The sequence below is a fragment of the Buttiauxella sp. BIGb0552 genome (assembly GCF_004366275.1).
Taxonomy (GTDB): Bacteria; Pseudomonadota; Gammaproteobacteria; order Enterobacterales; family Enterobacteriaceae; genus Buttiauxella; species Buttiauxella gaviniae.
Map to the genome: position 1 here is coordinate 507,187 of NZ_SODY01000004.1, position 19,143 is coordinate 526,329.

Below are 19,143 nucleotides of genomic sequence, written 5' to 3' on the forward strand. Positions count from 1 at the left end.
CTTGCGGCCTTGCTGCAACTCCAATTATTTTGGATATTCCAGTGCCATGGGATGATTAATCCGTTGTCGCAAGACGATCATTTTTACGCGCAAACCGCATCCGCAGGCGGTCAAAGAACAAATACACCACCGGCGTGGTGTACAACGTCAGCAACTGGCTGACTACCAGACCGCCTACGATGGTGATCCCAAGCGGCTGGCGCAGTTCCGCACCGTCGCCGCTGGTGAGCACTAATGGCAATGCACCGAAAAGTGCGGCCAGCGTGGTCATCATAATCGGGCGAAAACGTAGCAAGCAGGCCTGGAAAATCGCCTCTTCCGGTTGCAGATTGCCGTTACGCTGCGCGTCGATGGCGAAGTCGACCATCATGATGGCGTTTTTCTTCACGATACCAATCAGTAGCATGATGCCAATGAGCGCGATTAAGCTAAACGGCGCGCCAAATATTTCCAGGGCTAACAAAGCACCAACGCCTGCAGAAGGCAGGGTGGAGAGGATTGTTAGCGGGTGAACGTAGCTCTCATACAAAATCCCCAACACGATATACACCGTGGCGATGGCGGCGATAATCAGCAACACCTGGGATTTCATGGTGTCCTGGAATACCTGCGCGGTTCCCGCGTACATCCCGCGCACGGTTGAAGGCACGCCTAATGCCGTCATAGTGCGGTCGATGGCGTCACTGGCTTCCGATAACGACACGCCAGTAGGCAAGTTAAATGACACGGTGGAGGCGGCTGATAACCCCTGATGGTTAACGGCAAGAGGCGCGTTTGCCGGTTGCCATTTGGCAAAATACGAAAGCGGGATGGCTTTGCCTTCTTTATTGATAACGAACATTTGGTCCAACGCGCTGATGTCCTGGGTGTAACGCGGGTCGACTTGCATCACCACTTTGTACTGGTTAAGCGGCTGGTAAATTGTCGAAATCTGCCGCTGGCCAAAGGCGTTATTTAACAGATTATTGGCATCTTGAACGCTTATGCCCAACCGTGACATGGTTTCACGGTCATAAATCAGATCCATTTCTGCGCCGTTATCCTGGCTATCGGAGTTCACATCAGCGAGCTGTGGCAGTTTGGCCAGCGCCTGGCGTATTTTGGGCTCCCAGGTGCGCAGATCGGCCAAATTATCCGACAGCAGCGTGTACTGATAACTGGCATTGGCCTGGCGTCCGCCGACACGAGTATCCTGCACGGCCATTAAGAACAGGCTCGCACCGGGTTCTTTTGCCAGTGATTTACGTAAACGATCGATAACCTGTTGTGCCGTCTCTTTACGCTCAGAAAGCGGCTTTAATGAGATAAACATCATGCCGCTGTTTACCCGTGAACCACCGGTGAAGCCCGTTACATTATCCACCGCCGGATCATCCCGGACGATTTTCATAAAGTCCTGTAACTTCCCACGCATCGCCTGAAATGAAATGCTTTGGTCGGCCTGAATGTTCCCCATCAAGCGCCCGGTGTCTTGCTCGGGGAAAAAGGTTTTTGGAATCGCGATATACAGCCAGATATTCAGTGCGATGGTTGCCAGCAGCACAACACCCACCAATTTCGTATGGTTTAGCACCCATTTCAGCGAACGCCCATAACCTTGTTGCATCGCGACAAGTACGCGTCCAAATCCACGGTTACGGGTTGGGGTATGCTGCGGTTTATTCTTTAATAACCAGCCACACATCATCGGTGTAAGCGTAATCGACACCACCAGTGAGATACCGATGGCGACTGAAAGCGTGACTGCAAATTCTTTAAACAGCCGGCCTGGCAAGCCACCCATTAATAGCAAAGGCAAGAAAACGGCGACTAACGACAGGCTCATCGACAACACGGTAAAACCAACTTCGCGTACGCCCTGAAGTGCTGCCTGCAATGGTTTCACGCCCGCTTCTAGATGGCGGGAGATATTCTCCAACACCACTATAGCGTCATCCACCACAAAACCGGTGGCGATGGTTAGCGCCATTAGCGACAGGTTATTGAGGCTAAAGCCGCACAGGTACATAGCGATGAAGGTGCCGATGAGCGACACCGGAACCGCGACTGCGGGTATCAGTGTTGCGCGCCCGGAGCGCAGGAACAGGAACACCACCAGAATCACAAGTGCGACCGAGATAACCAACGACTGCTCGACTTCAGCAAGAGAGGCACGAATGGTTGGCGAGCGATCCTGGGCGATTTGCAAATCGATCGACGCAGGAATCGTTTCACGCAACTCAGGGATTTTCGCCCGGATCCTGTCAACCGTCTCGATGATGTTCGCTTCCTGGGATTTACGAATCATCAGCAAAATTGCGGGTTTCGCGTTGGTCATCCCGGCGTTACGCACGTCCTGTACTGAATCGGTGACGTTAGCGACATCACTCAGTTGTACCGCACCACCATTGTTGTAATGAATGATTAACGGCTTATATTCCGCTGCGGTTTTTAGCTCATCGTTTGTCTGCAATTGCCAGCGTTTAGAACTATCTTCCACCGCACCTTGCGGACGGCGCACGTTAGCATTGTCGATAGCGGTGCGGACGGCATCGAGCGAAACGCCCTGGTTGAATAGTGCTTGTGGGTTGAGATCCACACGCACCGCAGGCAATGAACTGCCGCCGACATCCACATCGCCCACACCATCAATCTGCGAGACGGTCTGCGCCAGTTGTGTGGAGGCGAAATCGTAGAGCTGGCCTTGCGAAAACGTATCGGAAGTTAGCGTCAGGATCATAATGGGTGCATCTGACGGGTTAGCTTTGCGATAGGTCGGGCGGCTTGGCATTCCGCTTGGCAGCAGGCTTTGCGCGGCGTTTATCGCGGCTTGCACATCACGCGCTGCTCCGTTGATATCGCGGTCAAAAGTAAATTCCAGAATGATACGCGTGCTGCCAAGCGAACTCGATGAGGTCATCTCATTCACGCCAGCAATACGCCCGAGTGCCCGTTCAAGTGGTGTTGCCACTGACGATGCCATGGTTTCAGGTGAGGCACCCGGCAGTGAAGCGCTGACCATAATAACCGGGAAATCCACCTGTGGCAGCGGAGCCACAGGCAGCAGGCGAAAGCCCAACACGCCGCACAATGTGATGGCGGCGGTCAGCAGAATGGTGGCGACGGGCCGGTAGATGAACAGTGCAAAGAATTTCACAGCACTTCCTCATCACGACGACCAAAGCGGCGGCGCACCGCATGCGACAGGTTATCAAACAGCAAATAGATAACCGGCGTGGTAAACAGCGTTAATACCTGGCTCACCAGCAGACCACCGACCATGCCAATCCCCAGCGGGCGGCGCAGCTCCGCACCCACACCGGTTGAGAGCATCAACGGCAATGCACCTAGCAGGGCGGCGAGAGTCGTCATTAGAATCGGACGGAAACGCAGTAAACAGGCCTGGTAAATCGCATCGTACGGTTTCATGCCTTGTTCACGCTCCGCCGCGAGGGCGAAGTCGATCATCATGATGGCGTTTTTCTTCACGATGCCGATAAGCAAAATGATGCCGATAATGGCAATCACATCCAGTTCGGCTCCTGCTAGCATCAACGCGAGTAATGCGCCTACGCCCGCAGTTGGCAGTGTCGACAGGATAGTTATCGGGTGAATGAAGCTTTCGTATAACACGCCAAGCACGATGTACATCGCCACCACTGAGGCCACGATCAGCCAGATGGTGCTGCCTAATGCCGCCTGGAAGGCGAGGGTGCTGCCCTGGAACTGAGTGGTGATATCAGCAGGCATGGCGAGATCTTTTTCCGCCGCTGTAATCGCTTTAACCGCATCTTCCAGTGAATGACCTTGAGTGACGTTAAACGAGAAGGTACTCGACGGGAACTGATCGAGATGGTTTATCGTCAACGGGGCAAAACGCTGCTCGATTTTAGCAATGCTACTTAACGGCACGCTGCCGCCGTCAGTGCTGGCAAGGCGAATATTATCCAACCCGCTCAGGCCAGGAGTGGTGCTGGTATCGTGCTCAAGCACCACGCGATACTGGTTGGCCTGCGTATAAATAGTGGAAATCAGGCGCTGACCAAATGCGTTATAGAGCGCGTTATCGACATCTGACATGGAGATACCAAGGCGGCTGGCACTGGCCCGGTCAACATTCACATAGGCCACAAGCCCTTGATCCTGCCAGTCGCTGCTGACATCAGCCAGTTGCGGCAATGCTCGCAATTTTTCAGTTAATTGCGGCACCCAAGTGCTCAGCTCGTCGAGTGAGGTTGCCTGCAAGGTGAACTGATACTGCGTACGGCTAACCGTGGTATCGATGGTCAAGTCTTGCACCGGTTGCAGATAAAGCTCGACCCCCGGTACTTTTGCCACGTTAGTTTGTAAACGCTCAATCACCACCGGAATACGGTCGTCACGGTCGCTCAATGGTTTGAGGTTAATTTGCAAACGCGCACTGTTCAGAGACGGATTGGTACCATCCACTCCTATAAATGAGGTGAGGCTTTCTACCGCAGGATCTTTCATTATCACATCTGCAACCTGCTGTTGGCGGGAAGCCATGCTGGAGAAAGAGACAGACTGCGGTGCCTGCAACGTGCCCTGAATAATGCCGTTATCCTGAATCGGGAAGAAGCCTTTCGGGATGAAAATCCACAGTACAACGGTGAGTGCCAGGGTGCCAAAAGCGACTCCCAGCGTTAGCCACGGGTGGTTTAATACGCGGGTTAACATGCGCCCATAACCCGCAATTACGCGATCGAAGAAGCGCTCACTGGCGCGGGAGAAACGGTTCTGTTTACGCAGTGATTCGTGGCTTAACATCCGTGCGCACATCATTGGCGTCAGCGTCAGCGATACCACCGCAGAGATAAGAATCGCGATAGCCAGCGTCACCGCAAATTCCCGGAACAGGCGGCCCACGATATCGCCCATAAACAGCAGCGGGATCAGCACGGCAATCAGCGAAAAGGTCAGTGAGATAATGGTGAAGCCAATTTCACCGGCGCCTTTGAGCGATGCGGCCAGCGGCTTTTCACCTTTTTCGATATAACGTGAAATGTTTTCGATAACGACAATCGCGTCATCGACTACAAAGCCGGTGGCGATGGTTAACGCCATCAGCGTCAGGTTGTTTATCGAGAAGTCGAGAAACACCATCACCGCAAAAGTCCCGATCAGCGACAGCGGAACCGCAACTGCCGGAATAATCGTCGCCGGAACGTTACGCAGGAACAGGTAGATAATCATCACCACCAGCGCGATGGCGAGCATCAGCTCATGCTGGGTGTCGGTAACGGAGGCGCGGATGTTGGTTGTGCGGTCGCTGAGCAGTTTGACTTCAACCGATTTCGGCAGGCTTTTGGTTAGCGCGGGCAACATCGCACGAATGCTGTCGGCGGTGTCGATAATATTCGCCCCCGGCTGGCGCTGCACGTTCATCACTATCGCCGGTTGCTTGTTCGCCCACGCGCCAAGCCAGGTGTTTTCTGCCCCTTGCTCAACGGTTGCCACATCGCCAAGACGAATTGGCGCACCGTTCTGATAAGCAATAATCAGGTTGCGATACTCTTCAGCCGACTGCATTTGGTCGTTTGCTGAAAGCGTAACGGCGCGTTCGGGGCCATCCAGGCTGCCTTTCGCTGAGTTAACGTTGGCGCTGGTGATTGCCGTGCGCACGGTTTCGCTGGTCAAGCCAAGTGCGGCAATCGCCGGGGCGTTAAGTTTCACGCGCACCGCAGGGCGTTGGCCGCCGGAAAGAGTCACCAGACCAACACCGGAAACCTGGGAGATTTTCTGTGCCACGCGCGTTTCTACCATGTCTTCGACTTGCGTCATCGGCATGGCAGTTGAGGTGACAGCGAGAGTCATAATTGGTGGATCCGCCGGGTTTACTTTGCTGTAAACCGGTGGATTCGGCAGGTCGGTTGGCAACAGGTTAGTGGCGGCGTTAATCGCGGCCTGTACTTCCTGTTCGGCAACATCCAGCGGCAACGTGAGTTGGAATTGCAATGTTACAACCGATGCACCACCGGCACTTTGTGACGACATCTGTTTGAGGCCAGACATCTGGCCAAACTGGCGCTCAAGAGGTGCGGTAATTGCTGATGTCACTACATCCGGGCTGGCTCCAGGATAAAGCGTTACCACCTGAATTGTTGGGTAATCCACTTCGGGTAATGCAGACACAGGCAAGAAGCGATAGCCAATAATCCCGGCCAGCAAAATGGCCACCATCAAAAGTGTGGTGGCAACTGGCCGTAGGATAAACAGGCGCGATGGGCCGCCTGTGGAGCTCGGTGGTAACACCTGCATCAGGAGGTCGCTCCGTTACGTTTGTGTTTTGGTGCGGCTTCGCTGTTGCTCTGCGGAGAGCTTGATTTCGCTGATTGTGCCTCGACCACTTCCACTTTCGCCCCTTCGGTCAGGCGATCAATTCCGTCCGTTATCACTCGTTCACCTGCAGAAAGGCCCGCAGTGATAACGACTTTCTGGCTATCCTGAATGCCGGTAGTCACCAGGTGTTTGCTGACTTTATCTTCGCTATTGAGTACCCAGACAAAGCTGCCTTCATTGCCCATTTGTACCGCAGCAGTGGGAACAACCACGGCATCTTGCTGGGTATCCACCAGCATGCGTGCATTAACAAACTGGTTTGGGAACAGTGCATCGTCTTCATTATTAAAGCGGGCTTTGAGTTTGATGGTGCCAGTGGTGACATCAATCTGGTTATCCAGACTCAGCAGTGAGCCGCTGCTGAGTTTTTGCTTATTAGTACGATCCCAGGCTTCAACACTCAGCGTTGCTCCTGCCTTTTGCGCTTTAACCACGGTGGCAATATCACCTTCAGGCAGGGTAAAAATCAGGTCGATAGGATGTGTTTGGGTCAGCACTACAATCCCGGCGGTATCACTGCTGGAAATCTGATTGCCAACATCGACCTGTTTTAACCCCACGCGGCCATTGATTGGTGCGGTGATTCGGCTCCAGTCGAGCTGCAACTGAGCGCTGGCAACGGCGGCTTCATCAGCTTTAATCGTGCCGACAGATTCATTGACTAATGCTTGTTGCGCGTCTAATTCCTGACGTGACACGAGATTGGTTTTAACCAGTTGTTGATAACGCGCCAGGTCACGGCGTGCATTGGCAAGTGTTGCCTGATCTTTTGCTAACTGGCCCTGTGCCTGGGCAAGGGTGATTTTGAACTGGCTTGGATCGATTTCAGCCAGTAAATCACCTGCTTTTACCTGCTGCCCTTCCTGGAAGTGGATCGCCAGTAATTGCCCATCCACGCGGCTGCGCACAGTAACGGTGTTCGCGGCAGTAATGGTGCCAAGACCTGTGAGATAACGCGGTACAGATTCACTGGTCGCCGTTGCGGCCTGAACCGGCGCTAATGCACCGCCGCGCATCCCTTGGCGATTGCCGGCATGGCGCTGCTGAGTTGATTGCGAACCTGCGGTGTCGTTACCCGTGCTCGAATGGCGCCAGTAAAAAATGGCGGCGATAACGACAATGACTGCTGCTGCAATCCATAACCCACGTGTGGTGAATGTGCCTTTCATAGATTTACGTCTTCTCTTCCTGAAACGATTATCCCCGTCGTACTCAGGGGTTAGGCCTAATGATACTAGTGTAGTGAGTTAAGGCGGCGGAAAAATGGAGGAAATATGGAGTACTGTATGGATAAGTCTGAGATGGCGGTTTTTTACGAGGCGGCTCGTAAGGTTATGGTCGTTAAGTAGCCAGCCAGCCGCCACGGCAATTGAAAAACGCGGCAATGAAGTCAAACTGGGGACACTAAAGCGTTATATCGAAGCGTTGGGTGGCAAACTTTCACTGCAAATTGAGTTTCCGGATGGCGTTAAACAGCTAAAAATTTAAAACGCCGCAGGTTTCCCCACGGCGGTTTGATTAATCGCGGAACACCACATCAGCCCAACGGGCCAGGCCTGCGGTAACGGAGCCGAAATCATCGCCTCCCGCCAGCGGAATACCCGGTAATTGCTGAGCCAATGCATGTTTCAGCAGTGGTGAGCGAGCACTACCACCAGTGAGATAAATCACATCCGGTTTCACGGCACTGTTTTCCAGCGCAAGTGTGACTTGCTCGAGAATACGTTGCAGTGGCTGACTGATAGCACTTTCCAGATCCGGTTGAGTAATCTCGCAGCCCAATTCTTTACAGATAAACGGCAGCATGGTGGCGACTTGCTGACTATCGGAGAGCGCGATTTTACTCTCCTCTGCAGCACGCACGAGGCGATAGCTAAGGCGCTGGCGCCAGACCTTTTGCAGGAATGCCACTTTTTCAGGTTCACGTGAATCGCGCACCAGTTCGTTAAGCATGCGGCCATTGGCACTGCTGTAAAAATCGTTTTGTGCCGGGACGTCGTTTATTGCGACCGCGTTCCACCACGGCAATACCGGCAAGGCGATACCTTTTTCGGTTTGTCCGCCCATACCCAGTAATGGGGAAAGCTGTTTAAAGGCCAGCATAATATCCAGATCGTTACCGCCAACTCGGCAACCACTGTGGCCTAATAGGCTTTGTTCGCGATCTCGACGAGCACGCCATTGCGGCCCCATCAGCAATACTGAGCAGTCAGTGGTACCACCGCCGATATCGACGACTAAAACCTGTTTTTCTTCGTTTAATGTGGCTTCAAAATCAAGTCCGGCCGCAACCGGCTCAAACTGAAACACCACATCTTTAAAACCAGCCCGATGAGCTGCGCGGTCAAGGATCCCTTGAGCCTGCCGGTTTGCTTCATCACCACCTAAACCCTGGAAGTTAATCGGGCGGCCGATCACAGCTTGAGTAATCGGTTCGGCAACCTGGCTTTGCGCCTGATTACGGATATGTAGCATCATCGCGCAGACTAAATCTTCGAACAAAGCGACTTGCTGAGGTTTTAGGCCTGTAGCGCCGAGGAAGGATTTGGGTGATTTAACGAAGTAAACTTCTTCCGGGTCTTCCATGTACTGGCGCAGGGAACTCAAGCCAAATTGCACACTGTTAGGCAAGACATCGATATCTTCTTCGCGATTAAAGGATACCGCGCGACGCAGCAATGCCTGGGTTTCGGTGCCAGTGGCAGGAACCTCGTGATGGCGATATAGCCATTCACTTACTGATTCACGTGTCGGAGCGCACAACATTGACGGAAGCAGTTTTGAGCCGTTCTCCATCTCCAGCGCCTGTGGAACGCCGTCACGCATTACTGCTACCGAGCAGTTTGCAGTACCATAATCGAAGCCAATAAATTGCATATAATCCCCATGCCGGTGAAGAAGGGGGGCGACTTTAGCGGAATGTGGCGCATCGGGCAACTGAATATCAAAGCAAGGCATTATTAGTGACGTGCACCTATGCTATTGCGATAGTTAACGACAGGAAAAGACAATGTATCAACTGGAGTACAACCCACCTTATGACTGGAAGTGGATGTTTGGTTTCCTGGCCGGGCGAGCGGTTAGTGGCGTCGAGATTGTCACAGATGAGTATTACTGCCGCAGTTTTGCTTTAGGGAAGTATCAAGGGTTAGTTACGCTTGAGCCCGATGAGAAAGCCTGCCAGCTAAAAGTGACACTGAGTGCGGGTCTGGAGCCGGTTGCCGATGAGGTCTTGCAAAAAGTGAAACAACTGCTCGACCTTGACTGTCAGCCACATACCATTCTTGAATGTCTTGGGGATTTAGCGACTGCACGTCCTGGCCTTCGTTTGCCTGGTTGCATGGACACCTTCGAGCAGTCTGTTCGCGCCATCCTGGGGCAACTGGTGAGCGTAGCAATGGCGGCAAAACTTGCCAGTAAACTGGCGCAGGTTTTTGGTGAACCGCTGGTGGATTTTCCTGATTGGCGACTTTTCCCCACCCCTGAACGACTGGCATCGTTGAGCCCTGAACAGCTAAAGCCGCTTGGTATGCCCTTAAAACGTGGTGCTGCGATCATTCATCTGGCGCAACAAATGGTAAAAGGCGAGTTTCCACTCCATACCCCTGTGGATGTTGAGCAAGGTGTGAAAATGCTCATCTCTTATCCAGGGATTGGTCGCTGGACGGCAAACTACATTGCTTTGCGTGGTTGGCAGGCAAATGATGTTTTCTTACCAGACGACTATCTGATTAAGCAGCGATTTCCAGGTATGACGCCAACTCAAATTCGCCGTTACGCCGAACGCTGGAAGCCCTGGCGCTCCTACGCGTTATTGCATATTTGGTATAGTGAAGGCTGGGTGCCAGGTACTTAATAGCGAATTAATTAATCGCGAAATAACTCGTGTTCAGCAGTATTTCCAGCGGGGTTGGTTGGGTCACGGCCTCACCGAAAATAAGGTCGATGCCAATGCCTGAGAGCGTATCCATCACCATTGGCATATCGGCAGGTCCTGCGATCGTTTGCAATGATTGACGCTGGGCGTGGCCATGAATGATGGTCACCATCATTTCATCCATCAGATTGCAGTGAACATTACTAATCAGTTCTTCATCCACAATGATGTAGCTGAAACGCTGGCGTGAGACGTGTTTAAAGATATCCAGGTCTCGGCCAACATGGCTTAGGATCAACTGGCATCCACTATCGCGCAGCCTTTTCAGGTTACTGTCTATCTTCTCATCATCACTTTGCAACACTTCGCAATTGACCATCAGGTGTAACAGACGAGCAGGTAGTGGGCTACGGGATAAGCCTCTTAACAGCTCGTCGACAACTTTATCACTCGCAAGGCCCGGGGAAGAAATAGGAAGCGCGATGCCAAAGCCTTTACTTGCTACTTGTTGAGAAAACTTGCTGAAGAATTCGTTAAAAACCCTTAGGTCGAGAGCGCATTGCAACTCTTTGTCGGTAACGGCTGTGCGGAAAGGGGACTCATCAATCACGACATTATCACTCCCCCAGAAGCGTAACGACACCACATAAAAACTGGTTGATTCCGGAACGCGTGGCGGGGCAACGCCTCTGGCTACCATCAGGATCGGGTTCTCGTTGATGATGTGCTTTTGCTCATCGACGGTCATATGCTGATCTTCTTTGCGAATTTCATGCCGAGAAGATTCAAAGACGGTCACGCGGCCGCGGCCACCATTTTTCGAGGCATAACAAGCGATATCGGCCTGAGAAAGCACTTCAGAAGCAATTCTGTTATCGGCATCAATTTGGGTTATACCTGCGCTGGCGCCAATGCGATGCAAACGCCCGTTCCACGTAAAGTGATAGTCATTAATGCTTTGGATAATACGCTCAGAAATATGGCGCGCATTGTCAGAAGAGCAATCCGGGAGCAACAAACCAAACTCATCACCGCCCAGACGAGCCAGGAAATCACCTGTTCGCAACATGCTTAGCATCAAAGAGGAGAGCTCGCGCAGCAGCGCATCGCCCGCGGCGTGCCCTGCGGTATCATTCACTGCTTTGAAACGATCGAGGTCAATAAACACGAGCGCATGGCGCTGGCGATTTTCTCCAGCACTCTGCAGCAAACGTTTGAGATGGTTTTCGAAACTGACACGGTTTGCCAGGTGTGTCAGCCCATCATGTGAGGCACTGTAGCTCAACTGTTTAAGCATTTTACGCGATTCGGTGACATCCTGAATGACCAGCACCGAACCGATGCTTTGCCCGTCCAACGTTGTTAGCGGGGTGATGCTGTAGTGAATATCGTAGCTGCCGCCGTTGCGGCAATGCAGAACGACATCGTGCTCGATGGTCGTTCGCGCATAATCACCACTATGAATATTCTCCATCACGGGCCCGGTGTCGCCAAACGTGATGTGCAGAATGGCCAGAATATGCTGACCGATTGCCTGCTGTTGTGGCCAGCCGCTGAGTTTCTCGGCAATAGGATTCATAAAGGTGATATTCATATCTACATCGGTACAAATGACCGCTTCACCTATCGAATCCAGCGTGATGTGTAGACGTTCTTTCTCCTGATACAACGCTTCATTCAGCTGTTTAACTTCCGTCATATCCATGTTGATGCCGAGCAGGCGCTCAACATCACCATTTTTATTCAATACCCGGTTTGCGAGTGAGCGAATATGGCGGATGCCTTCTTTGACATGAATACGATATTCCATCTTGAAAGGCACTCGAGCCTGCAAAGCATCGCGAACTGTTTTCTCAGCCATTGGCGCGTCATCGGCGACGATACATTCAAGCCACAGAGCGTAGGTGGGTTTTACATGCGCCGGGACTTCATAGAGATCAAACATACGTTTGTCCCAACTGATTACATCGCTGCCAAGATCCCATTCCCAGATACCGATGCCACCCGCTTCATTGGCAAGTGTAATGCGCTCCATCAAGCGTTTATTCACCCACTCGGTATGCTTGAGATCATTAATATCTTCAATCTGCGCGATTAAATAGAGCGGGGTGCCGTCAATGTCACGCACAATAGACACCGCCAGCAATGCCCATACGACATCGCCTTTGCTGGTGTAATAGCGTTTTTCCATCGAATAGCTGTTGATACTGCCACTCACCAGCATATTGAGTTGCTGTAAATCAGCGTGTAAATCTTCCGGATGGGTTATCTGCTGGAATGTCAGTGAGCGTAGTTGTTCGGCGCTATACCCGAGGAATTTGCAAAGCGATTTATTGACCTGCAACCACTGGCCATCGGTTGATACCAACGCCATACCGATGGCGGAATATTCCATCGCGTTACGGAAACGCGCTTCGCTTTCGGTGATGTGTTTACGCTCCTCTCGAAACGAATACATCACCATTGTCATCACATTTGCTGGCAATAAAATCATCAGGAACGGTAGCCAGGGGGCGTTATTCATGATGTCCGTGTGCGGTTGCATGTCTACCGCGCTATTGGTTGCCATCATTAAAGAGACAACCATTAATGTGGCCAGGAAAATAACAAAAGCTTCCAGACGTGGCAGGCGAATAGCACTCCACATCAGAAAAACAATAATAAAGGTAAATGGCCACGGCATATAACGCAGAGCAAGATAGCTAAGTGTCAGGGTGATAACAAAAGTGAATATTGTTTCTAATAATAGTTTCGGGTTTTTATGGCGTAATAAATAGCTTGGTTTAAACAATAATGCTGTTGGAACTAACGCCAAAGTACCGATAGTTTCGGATAAGACCCAAACGAAAAAAGTTTTAGCGATGTTTCCACCATCAGGACCCGCAAGCCAAACTGCCAGCACGCCGCCAATAAGAGGGGGAACTATTGCACTGCAGAAAACCAGGCGAACCCAATTATTGAGGTTTTGCAATGGGTTAATTTGCGTGAGGAAACGTCGCATTAACGATGCACCAAACAATGCCTCGATAATATTTATAGCGCTGTAGCCAAGATTAATTTCATGTATGGGCTGCAAAATAGCGGAAGCGCAAAGACTTCCGAGAGCACATACCACAATGATCGTTGGCCATTGACGGACTGGATTACGGAATAAGGCCACCATCATGATGGATGTTGGGAACCAAAGCGGTGCTAAAACAGTACCGACCAGAGATAATTCCAGGGAGTACAAAGTGAATATAAAGCTTAAAAACCCCAACCCCGCAGGCAGAATGAAGGAAGGCATTGCGATTAACTCTTTTGTGCTTTGTTTGATCATTACCGCAAATCCGTTAAGGCGTGCCGCCAGGTGCCATGCCCGGATGCAAATAAAAAGATAAGTTTCGGTTTTATGCTAGTACAAACAATTTACAATTCCTATGCAGGTCGGTCATAATTTAACATCAAGAAGTAATAAAAAGTGTTATTTGACATACTTATTTTTACCATTCGTTAATAACCATTCTTATGCAGTGGTTATTGATTGGCTTCCATCTACCTGCTACCAGCCAGTTAAAATCACCCTCGCGTGTGCATTACTCTGGTATCAGCGGGCGGATCTCCCTATAATTGCTGCGTTTGACGTCTTTTGCGTCGCCCTTCCTCAACATTTAAGTCAACAAGGCTCGTTACAACATGACTGACAAGTCCCATCAATGCGTCATCATCGGGATAGCCGGTGCGTCGGCTTCAGGAAAAAGTCTTATTGCCAGCACGCTGTATCGCGAACTGCGCGATCAAGTTGGTGATGAACACATTGGTGTCATTCCAGAAGACAGTTACTACAAAGACCAAAGCCATCTTTCGATGGAAGAACGAGTTAAGACCAACTACGACCATCCAAACGCGATGGATCACAACTTGCTGTTTCAGCATTTACAAATGCTCAAATCAGGTAACCCTATTGAGCTGCCTGTCTATAGCTATGTTGAACATACCCGTACCGGTAACTCTGTTCATTTAATGCCGAAGAAAGTCATCATTCTGGAAGGGATTTTGTTGCTGACGGATGCCCGTCTGCGCGAAGAGATGAACTTCTCCATTTTTGTTGATACGCCGCTGGATATTTGCCTGATGCGCCGTATGAAACGCGATGTTAATGAACGTGGCCGTTCAATGGACTCTGTGATGGCCCAGTATCAGAAAACCGTTCGCCCTATGTTTTTACAATTCATCGAACCTTCCAAGCAGTATGCCGATATTATCGTGCCGCGCGGGGGTAAAAACCGTATCGCCATTGATATCCTCAAGGCAAAAATCAGTCAGTTCTTTGAATAATCTTCAGGCATAACAGCCTTTCGCGGACGAGTTCTACTTATTCGCTCGCAAAAACGTAATGAAATCCCGGTATTTACCCTTCGTAGCGTGGCTATCTTAGCCCCGCTGTGGCAGGGTAAATAAAACTGAGCTTGAGATAAGGAGCATCACTGATGCGTTTGTGTGACCGCGATATAGAAGCCTGGCTCGATGACGGGCGCTTAACGATTACCCCTCGTCCGCCAGTTGAACGCATTAGCGGTGCTACTGTCGATGTGCGTTTGGGGAACAAATTCCGTACTTTCAGCGGCCATACGGCACCGTTTATAGATTTAAGCGGTCCAAAAGATGAAGTGACCGAAGCTCTGGAACGCGTTATGAGCGACGAAATCGTCCTCAATGAAGGCGAAGCATTCTATTTACACCCTGGAGAACTGGCTTTAGCGGTAACGCTTGAGTCCGTAACGATACCCGCTGATTTAGTCGGCTGGTTAGACGGTCGTTCATCTTTGGCGCGTTTGGGTCTGATGGTCCATGTAACCGCACACCGTATCGATCCAGGCTGGCATGGCTGCATTGTTCTGGAGTTCTATAATTCCGGTAAGCTGCCTTTAGCCCTGCGCCCTGGTATGATGATTGGCGCTTTGAGTTTTGAACCGCTTTCAGGCCCTGCCGCACGCCCTTACAACAGTCGCCAGGACGCGAAATATCGCGATCAGCAAGGGGCTGTGGCGAGTCGTATTGATAAGGACTGAGTTGCATCTGTATGGGGATTGTATGAGACGATTACTTACCACGCTGATGATTTTGCTGGTTGTGCTGGTTGCCGGCCTTTCTGCGTTGGTGTTATTGGTTAACCCCAATGATTTTCGTGCATATATGGTAGGCCAGGTTGAAGCTCGCAGTGGCTATCAACTGGATTTAGACGGGCCGCTGCGTTGGCACGTCTGGCCACAACTTAGTATTTTATCAGGACGTATGTCATTGACCGCACCAGGTGCTAGCCAGCCCTTAGTACGAGCCGACAATATGCGCCTGGATGTTGCCTTATTACCTCTGCTTTCTCATCAGCTTAAGGTTCACCAGGTGATGTTGAAAGGTGCAGTAATTCAACTCACTCCCCAGACAGAAGAGCGCCGTGCCAAAGATGCCCCTGTCGGGCCGTCATCCCCCACGCCTCCACCTGATGAAGACAGCGGTTGGTCTTTTGACATAGCTAAACTAAAAGTTGCCGACAGCGTGCTGGTTTTCCAGCATGCTGATGACGAACAAATTACGGTGCGCAATATCAATCTGCAAATGGAGCAGAATGAGCGGAAACAAGCGCACATTGAACTGAGCAGCCGTATTAATCGTGACCAACGTGATTTGACCTTGTCATTGGTGGCTGATCTTGATGCCAGCAATTATCCGCAGCAACTCAGTGCCAATATCTCCAAACTCGATTACCAACTTCAAGGTGCAGACCTTCCTGCTAAAGGGGTTACGGGCAGTGGAACCTTTGCTGGACGTTGGCTTGAACCACAGCGCCGTCTTGAACTTAATCAGCTGCAACTGACTGCCAATGATAGCGACTTGCAAGGTAATGCCAGTGCTGTGCTGGAAGACAAAACTCAATGGGTAATCGATTTACGCTCAAGTAAATTGAATCTGGATGGCCTGGTTGCTGGCAACTCAGTGACGAATGTAAACGTGCAGCAACAGGCACAGCAGCAAAGTGCGCTACCACGTCCGATCATTGCTTCCGGGGTCGAAGAGACCAACTATCAGAGTCTGCGCGATTTTACTGCCCAGGTTAATATTGCCGCGTCGAGTGTGGTGTGGCGAGGGCTGGATTTCACCGATGTTCAAGCGGCAATAACCAACAATTATGGCTTGCTAACGGTTTCTGAACTGATGGGGAAATTTGGCAAAGGGAGTATGTCATTCCCGGGCGAGCTTGATGCACGCCAGAGTCAGCCGCAACTATCATTTAGCCCAAAAGTTGAAGATATAGAAATTGGGCCGATTCTGACTGCGTTTAACTATCCAATCGCGTTGTCTGGATTGCTATCAATGGAAGGGGAGTTCAGCGGTGACAGACTCAATGCCGAATCTTTCCGTCGTAGCTGGCAAGGGGATGCGAGCATAACGATGCTACATACCACAATGCAGGGTATGAACTTCCAACAGCTAATACAGCAAGCAGTAACCCGCAGCAATGATGATGTTCAGGCCCAGGAAAATTATGACAATGTCACCATGTTGGATAATTTTTCAGCGCAGGCAAGTCTCGATAATGGCGAGTTATCCCTCAAGAAAATGGTTGGCGCATCCTCCATGTTGGCGCTTACAGGCGCGGGGACTCTTGATCTTGTTAAGCAGCAGTGCGATACCCGCTTTGATGTCACCGTAGTTGACGGTTGGAAAGGGGATAGCAAGTTGATTGAGGTGCTGAAAACCACCCCAATCCCGCTGCGAGTATATGGGCCATGGCAGAAGTTGAATTACTCTTTGCAAGTGGACCAGGTACTGCGTAAGCAGTTGCAGAGTGAAGCAAAACGTCGCCTGAATGACTGGCTGGGCAAGCATAAAGACAGCAGCAAAGCGAAAGACGTTAAAGATTTGCTAGATAAGCTTTAGTCATTTTAATCGTCGGATGTTGCTGCGCTAATCTCTCCTACAAATACTGTATTTCGTAGGTTGGATTAGCGCAGCGACATCCGACTTTTTTATTTAAATCACACCTCAAAATCCATCTCATCGTCGCGGGTCTTCGGCACAATTTGCACCTTCTGTACGCGATGGCTTTCCACCTGCAATGTCCGCAACAGAAAATCCCCTACCTGAACAGCTTCTCCAGTTACCGGAATATGTTGTAACGCCTCCATCAGCAGCCCAGCAATCGTGTGATAGTTACGTTTGTCATCCAGTGGTATTGGCACATACTGCACTAAGTCTTCGAGCGGCATATGACCGTTTGCGGTCCACGTCCCATCAGGATTTTTCTGAATATCATGGCGCGCGTCTATCTCTTCAGCTTCATTTGGCAAGTTACCGGCAATGGTTTCCATCACATCACTCAATGTCACCACACCTTCGACCGAGCCAAATTCATCTACCACAAAGGCAAAGTGGGTTCTGGCGTTGCGGAACTGCTCGAGTGCGGCCAATAAAGGCAGTGTCTCAGGGAAGACAAGTGGTTGGCGAATTAACACTTCGAGGTTGAGCGGTTCGCCTTTGAGTGACTGCTGGAGCAAATCAATGACGTGTACTACGCCCAGAATCTCATCGCTCTCACCAGTTATTACCACGCGTGTATGCTGGTTCTTATCAAGCAAGGCTCGTATTTGTTCTTCCGGGTCGGCCAGTTTAATGTGTTCGACATCGTGACGTGATGTCATGATGCTGCTCACCGTGCGCTGGTTGAGATTAAGCACTCGTTCAATCATCAGCCGCTCTTGTGGCTCAAATATCTCATCTTGCCGGGCGTGGTCAGCAATCAGCGATGCAGTTTGAGCATCCAGTTCAGCCTCTTCCTTCTTACCATTCAACAAACGCAGCACGGCTTCGGCGGTGCGTTGGCGCAACGATTGATCGGCAGATAGAAAGCGGCGGCGGTTGAATATTGCCAGCTGGTTTAAACTTTCAATCATCACCGAGAACCCGATAGCAGCGTATAAATAGCCTTTCGGGATATGGTAGCCAAAGCCATCTGCGACCAGGCTAAAACCTATCATCAGCAGGAAACTCAGGCACAGAATCACAATAGTAGGATGGTTATTCACGAAGCGCGTGAGTGCTTTACTGGCAAGCAACATCAGGCAAATTGCTATAATCACCGCCGCCATCATCACGGGCAGATGGTCGACCATACCCACGGCGGTAATCACCGAGTCGAGAGAAAACACCGCATCCAGAATGACGATTTGTGCGACCACGGGCCAGAACCGTGCACCGCGCCGCTGCGTGTGGTTTTCGCTATCTTTACCCTCAAGCCGCTCATTGAGCTCAACGGTCGCCTTAAATAAAAGGAATAACCCACCAAAGAGCATGATCAGATCACGGGCGCTGAACCCGAGTTCGCCCAAGCTGAATAGTGGCCGTGTTAACGTGACCAGCCATGAAATGGAGGCCAGCAACAGCAAGCGCATCAACATGGCAAGAATGAGCCCAGTAACGCGTGCTTTGTCGCGTTGAGAAGGGGGGAGTTTTTCGGCAAGGATAGCGATAAACACCAGGTTATCGATACCGAGGACCAGTTCAATAACGACTAACGTTATCAATCCGGCCCAGATTGAGGGGTCGGCAATCCATTCCATGCCTTAATGCACCTCTTGTTAGATGACAAACGTCACACTTAAAGGATGGTTAACCGCGCGGGAAATTGCAATGCCGCAGGGTGGGATAAATCATGTTGCCCTTTAAATGTTAAATATTGCCTGGTTAATTCCATTTAATCACTAAGGTAAATGATTAATTATTTTTTAATAATGGTTCAGTGGTTCTTATTATAATGAAATTCACATGAGATATATCTGCATATCACATTGTGACTTATCACTTATTAATATTCTGTCAATATAAAGAAATTCCTAAACGTGTGTAAATGTGCCGTTAATATTATTCTTAAAAGTCCCTGTCTGGTTCGG

General features: G+C 50.7%; 10 protein-coding genes and 1 pseudogene. 5 read left to right on the forward strand and 6 right to left on the reverse strand.

Annotated features, from left to right (window positions below; all coding sequences use genetic code 11):
• Nucleotides 1-55: 55 nt before the first annotated feature.
• The 3 genes from mdtC to EDF88_RS14485 are packed head-to-tail and all read right to left on the reverse strand — an operon-like array spanning nucleotide 56 to nucleotide 7,508.
• Nucleotides 56-3,136, reverse strand: coding sequence for a multidrug efflux RND transporter permease subunit MdtC (mdtC, locus tag EDF88_RS14475; protein WP_134185370.1), 3,081 nt, complete (start codon nucleotides 3,134-3,136; stop codon nucleotides 56-58).
• Entirely contained in the window at nucleotides 3,133-6,258 is a 3,126-nt protein-coding gene (locus EDF88_RS14480; protein WP_134185372.1) for an MdtB/MuxB family multidrug efflux RND transporter permease subunit, read from the reverse strand. The genes mdtC and EDF88_RS14480 overlap by 4 nt, the downstream gene beginning before the upstream one ends.
• Nucleotides 6,258-7,508 (reverse strand): MdtA/MuxA family multidrug efflux RND transporter periplasmic adaptor subunit, encoded by a 1,251-nt coding sequence (locus tag EDF88_RS14485; protein WP_134185374.1) that lies wholly within the window; start codon nucleotides 7,506-7,508, stop codon nucleotides 6,258-6,260. The genes EDF88_RS14480 and EDF88_RS14485 overlap by 1 nt, the downstream gene beginning before the upstream one ends.
• 172 nt (nucleotides 7,509-7,680) lie before the next feature.
• Between EDF88_RS14485 and EDF88_RS24950 the strand changes: the two are divergent.
• A pseudogene (locus tag EDF88_RS24950) lies at nucleotides 7,681-7,827 on the forward strand (transcriptional regulator); the annotation flags it as partial.
• 30 nt (nucleotides 7,828-7,857) lie between these two features.
• Here the strand turns inward: EDF88_RS24950 and yegD are convergent.
• Nucleotides 7,858-9,216 (reverse strand): molecular chaperone, encoded by a 1,359-nt coding sequence (yegD, locus tag EDF88_RS14490; protein ID WP_134185376.1) that lies wholly within the window; start codon nucleotides 9,214-9,216, stop codon nucleotides 7,858-7,860.
• A 133-nt stretch (nucleotides 9,217-9,349) separates the two neighbouring features.
• Here yegD and alkA point away from each other — a divergent pair, with 133 nt between their 5' ends.
• Complete coding sequence (gene alkA / locus EDF88_RS14495) at nucleotides 9,350-10,195, forward strand: DNA-3-methyladenine glycosylase 2 (protein ID WP_134185378.1); 846 nt, start codon at nucleotides 9,350-9,352, stop codon at nucleotides 10,193-10,195.
• Between the two features lie 7 nt (nucleotides 10,196-10,202).
• Here the strand turns inward: alkA and EDF88_RS14500 are convergent, their stop codons facing one another.
• Nucleotides 10,203-13,535, reverse strand: coding sequence for a diguanylate cyclase (locus EDF88_RS14500; RefSeq protein WP_134185380.1), 3,333 nt, complete (start codon nucleotides 13,533-13,535; stop codon nucleotides 10,203-10,205).
• Between the two features lie 356 nt (nucleotides 13,536-13,891).
• On the opposite strand from EDF88_RS14500, the gene udk reads away from it, so the two are divergent.
• The 3 genes from udk (at nucleotide 13,892) to asmA (ending at nucleotide 17,134) form a co-directional block, all read left to right on the forward strand.
• Complete coding sequence (gene udk, locus EDF88_RS14505) at nucleotides 13,892-14,533, forward strand: uridine kinase (protein WP_064512250.1); 642 nt, start codon at nucleotides 13,892-13,894, stop codon at nucleotides 14,531-14,533.
• A gap of 152 nt (nucleotides 14,534-14,685) precedes the next feature.
• Complete coding sequence (gene dcd, locus EDF88_RS14510) at nucleotides 14,686-15,267, forward strand: dCTP deaminase (protein ID WP_064512248.1); 582 nt, start codon at nucleotides 14,686-14,688, stop codon at nucleotides 15,265-15,267.
• 22 nt (nucleotides 15,268-15,289) lie between these two features.
• A complete protein-coding gene (gene asmA / locus EDF88_RS14515) occupies nucleotides 15,290-17,134 on the forward strand; it encodes an outer membrane assembly protein AsmA (RefSeq protein WP_064512246.1) in 1,845 nt (614 codons plus the stop codon).
• Between the two features lie 98 nt (nucleotides 17,135-17,232).
• On the opposite strand, the gene EDF88_RS14520 is transcribed toward asmA, so the two are convergent.
• Nucleotides 17,233-18,813 carry a TerC family protein gene (locus EDF88_RS14520; protein WP_134185382.1) on the reverse strand — a complete coding sequence of 527 codons (1,581 nt, stop codon included), beginning with the start codon at nucleotides 18,811-18,813 and terminating at the stop codon, nucleotides 17,233-17,235.
• Nucleotides 18,814-19,143: the final 330 nt, after the last annotated feature.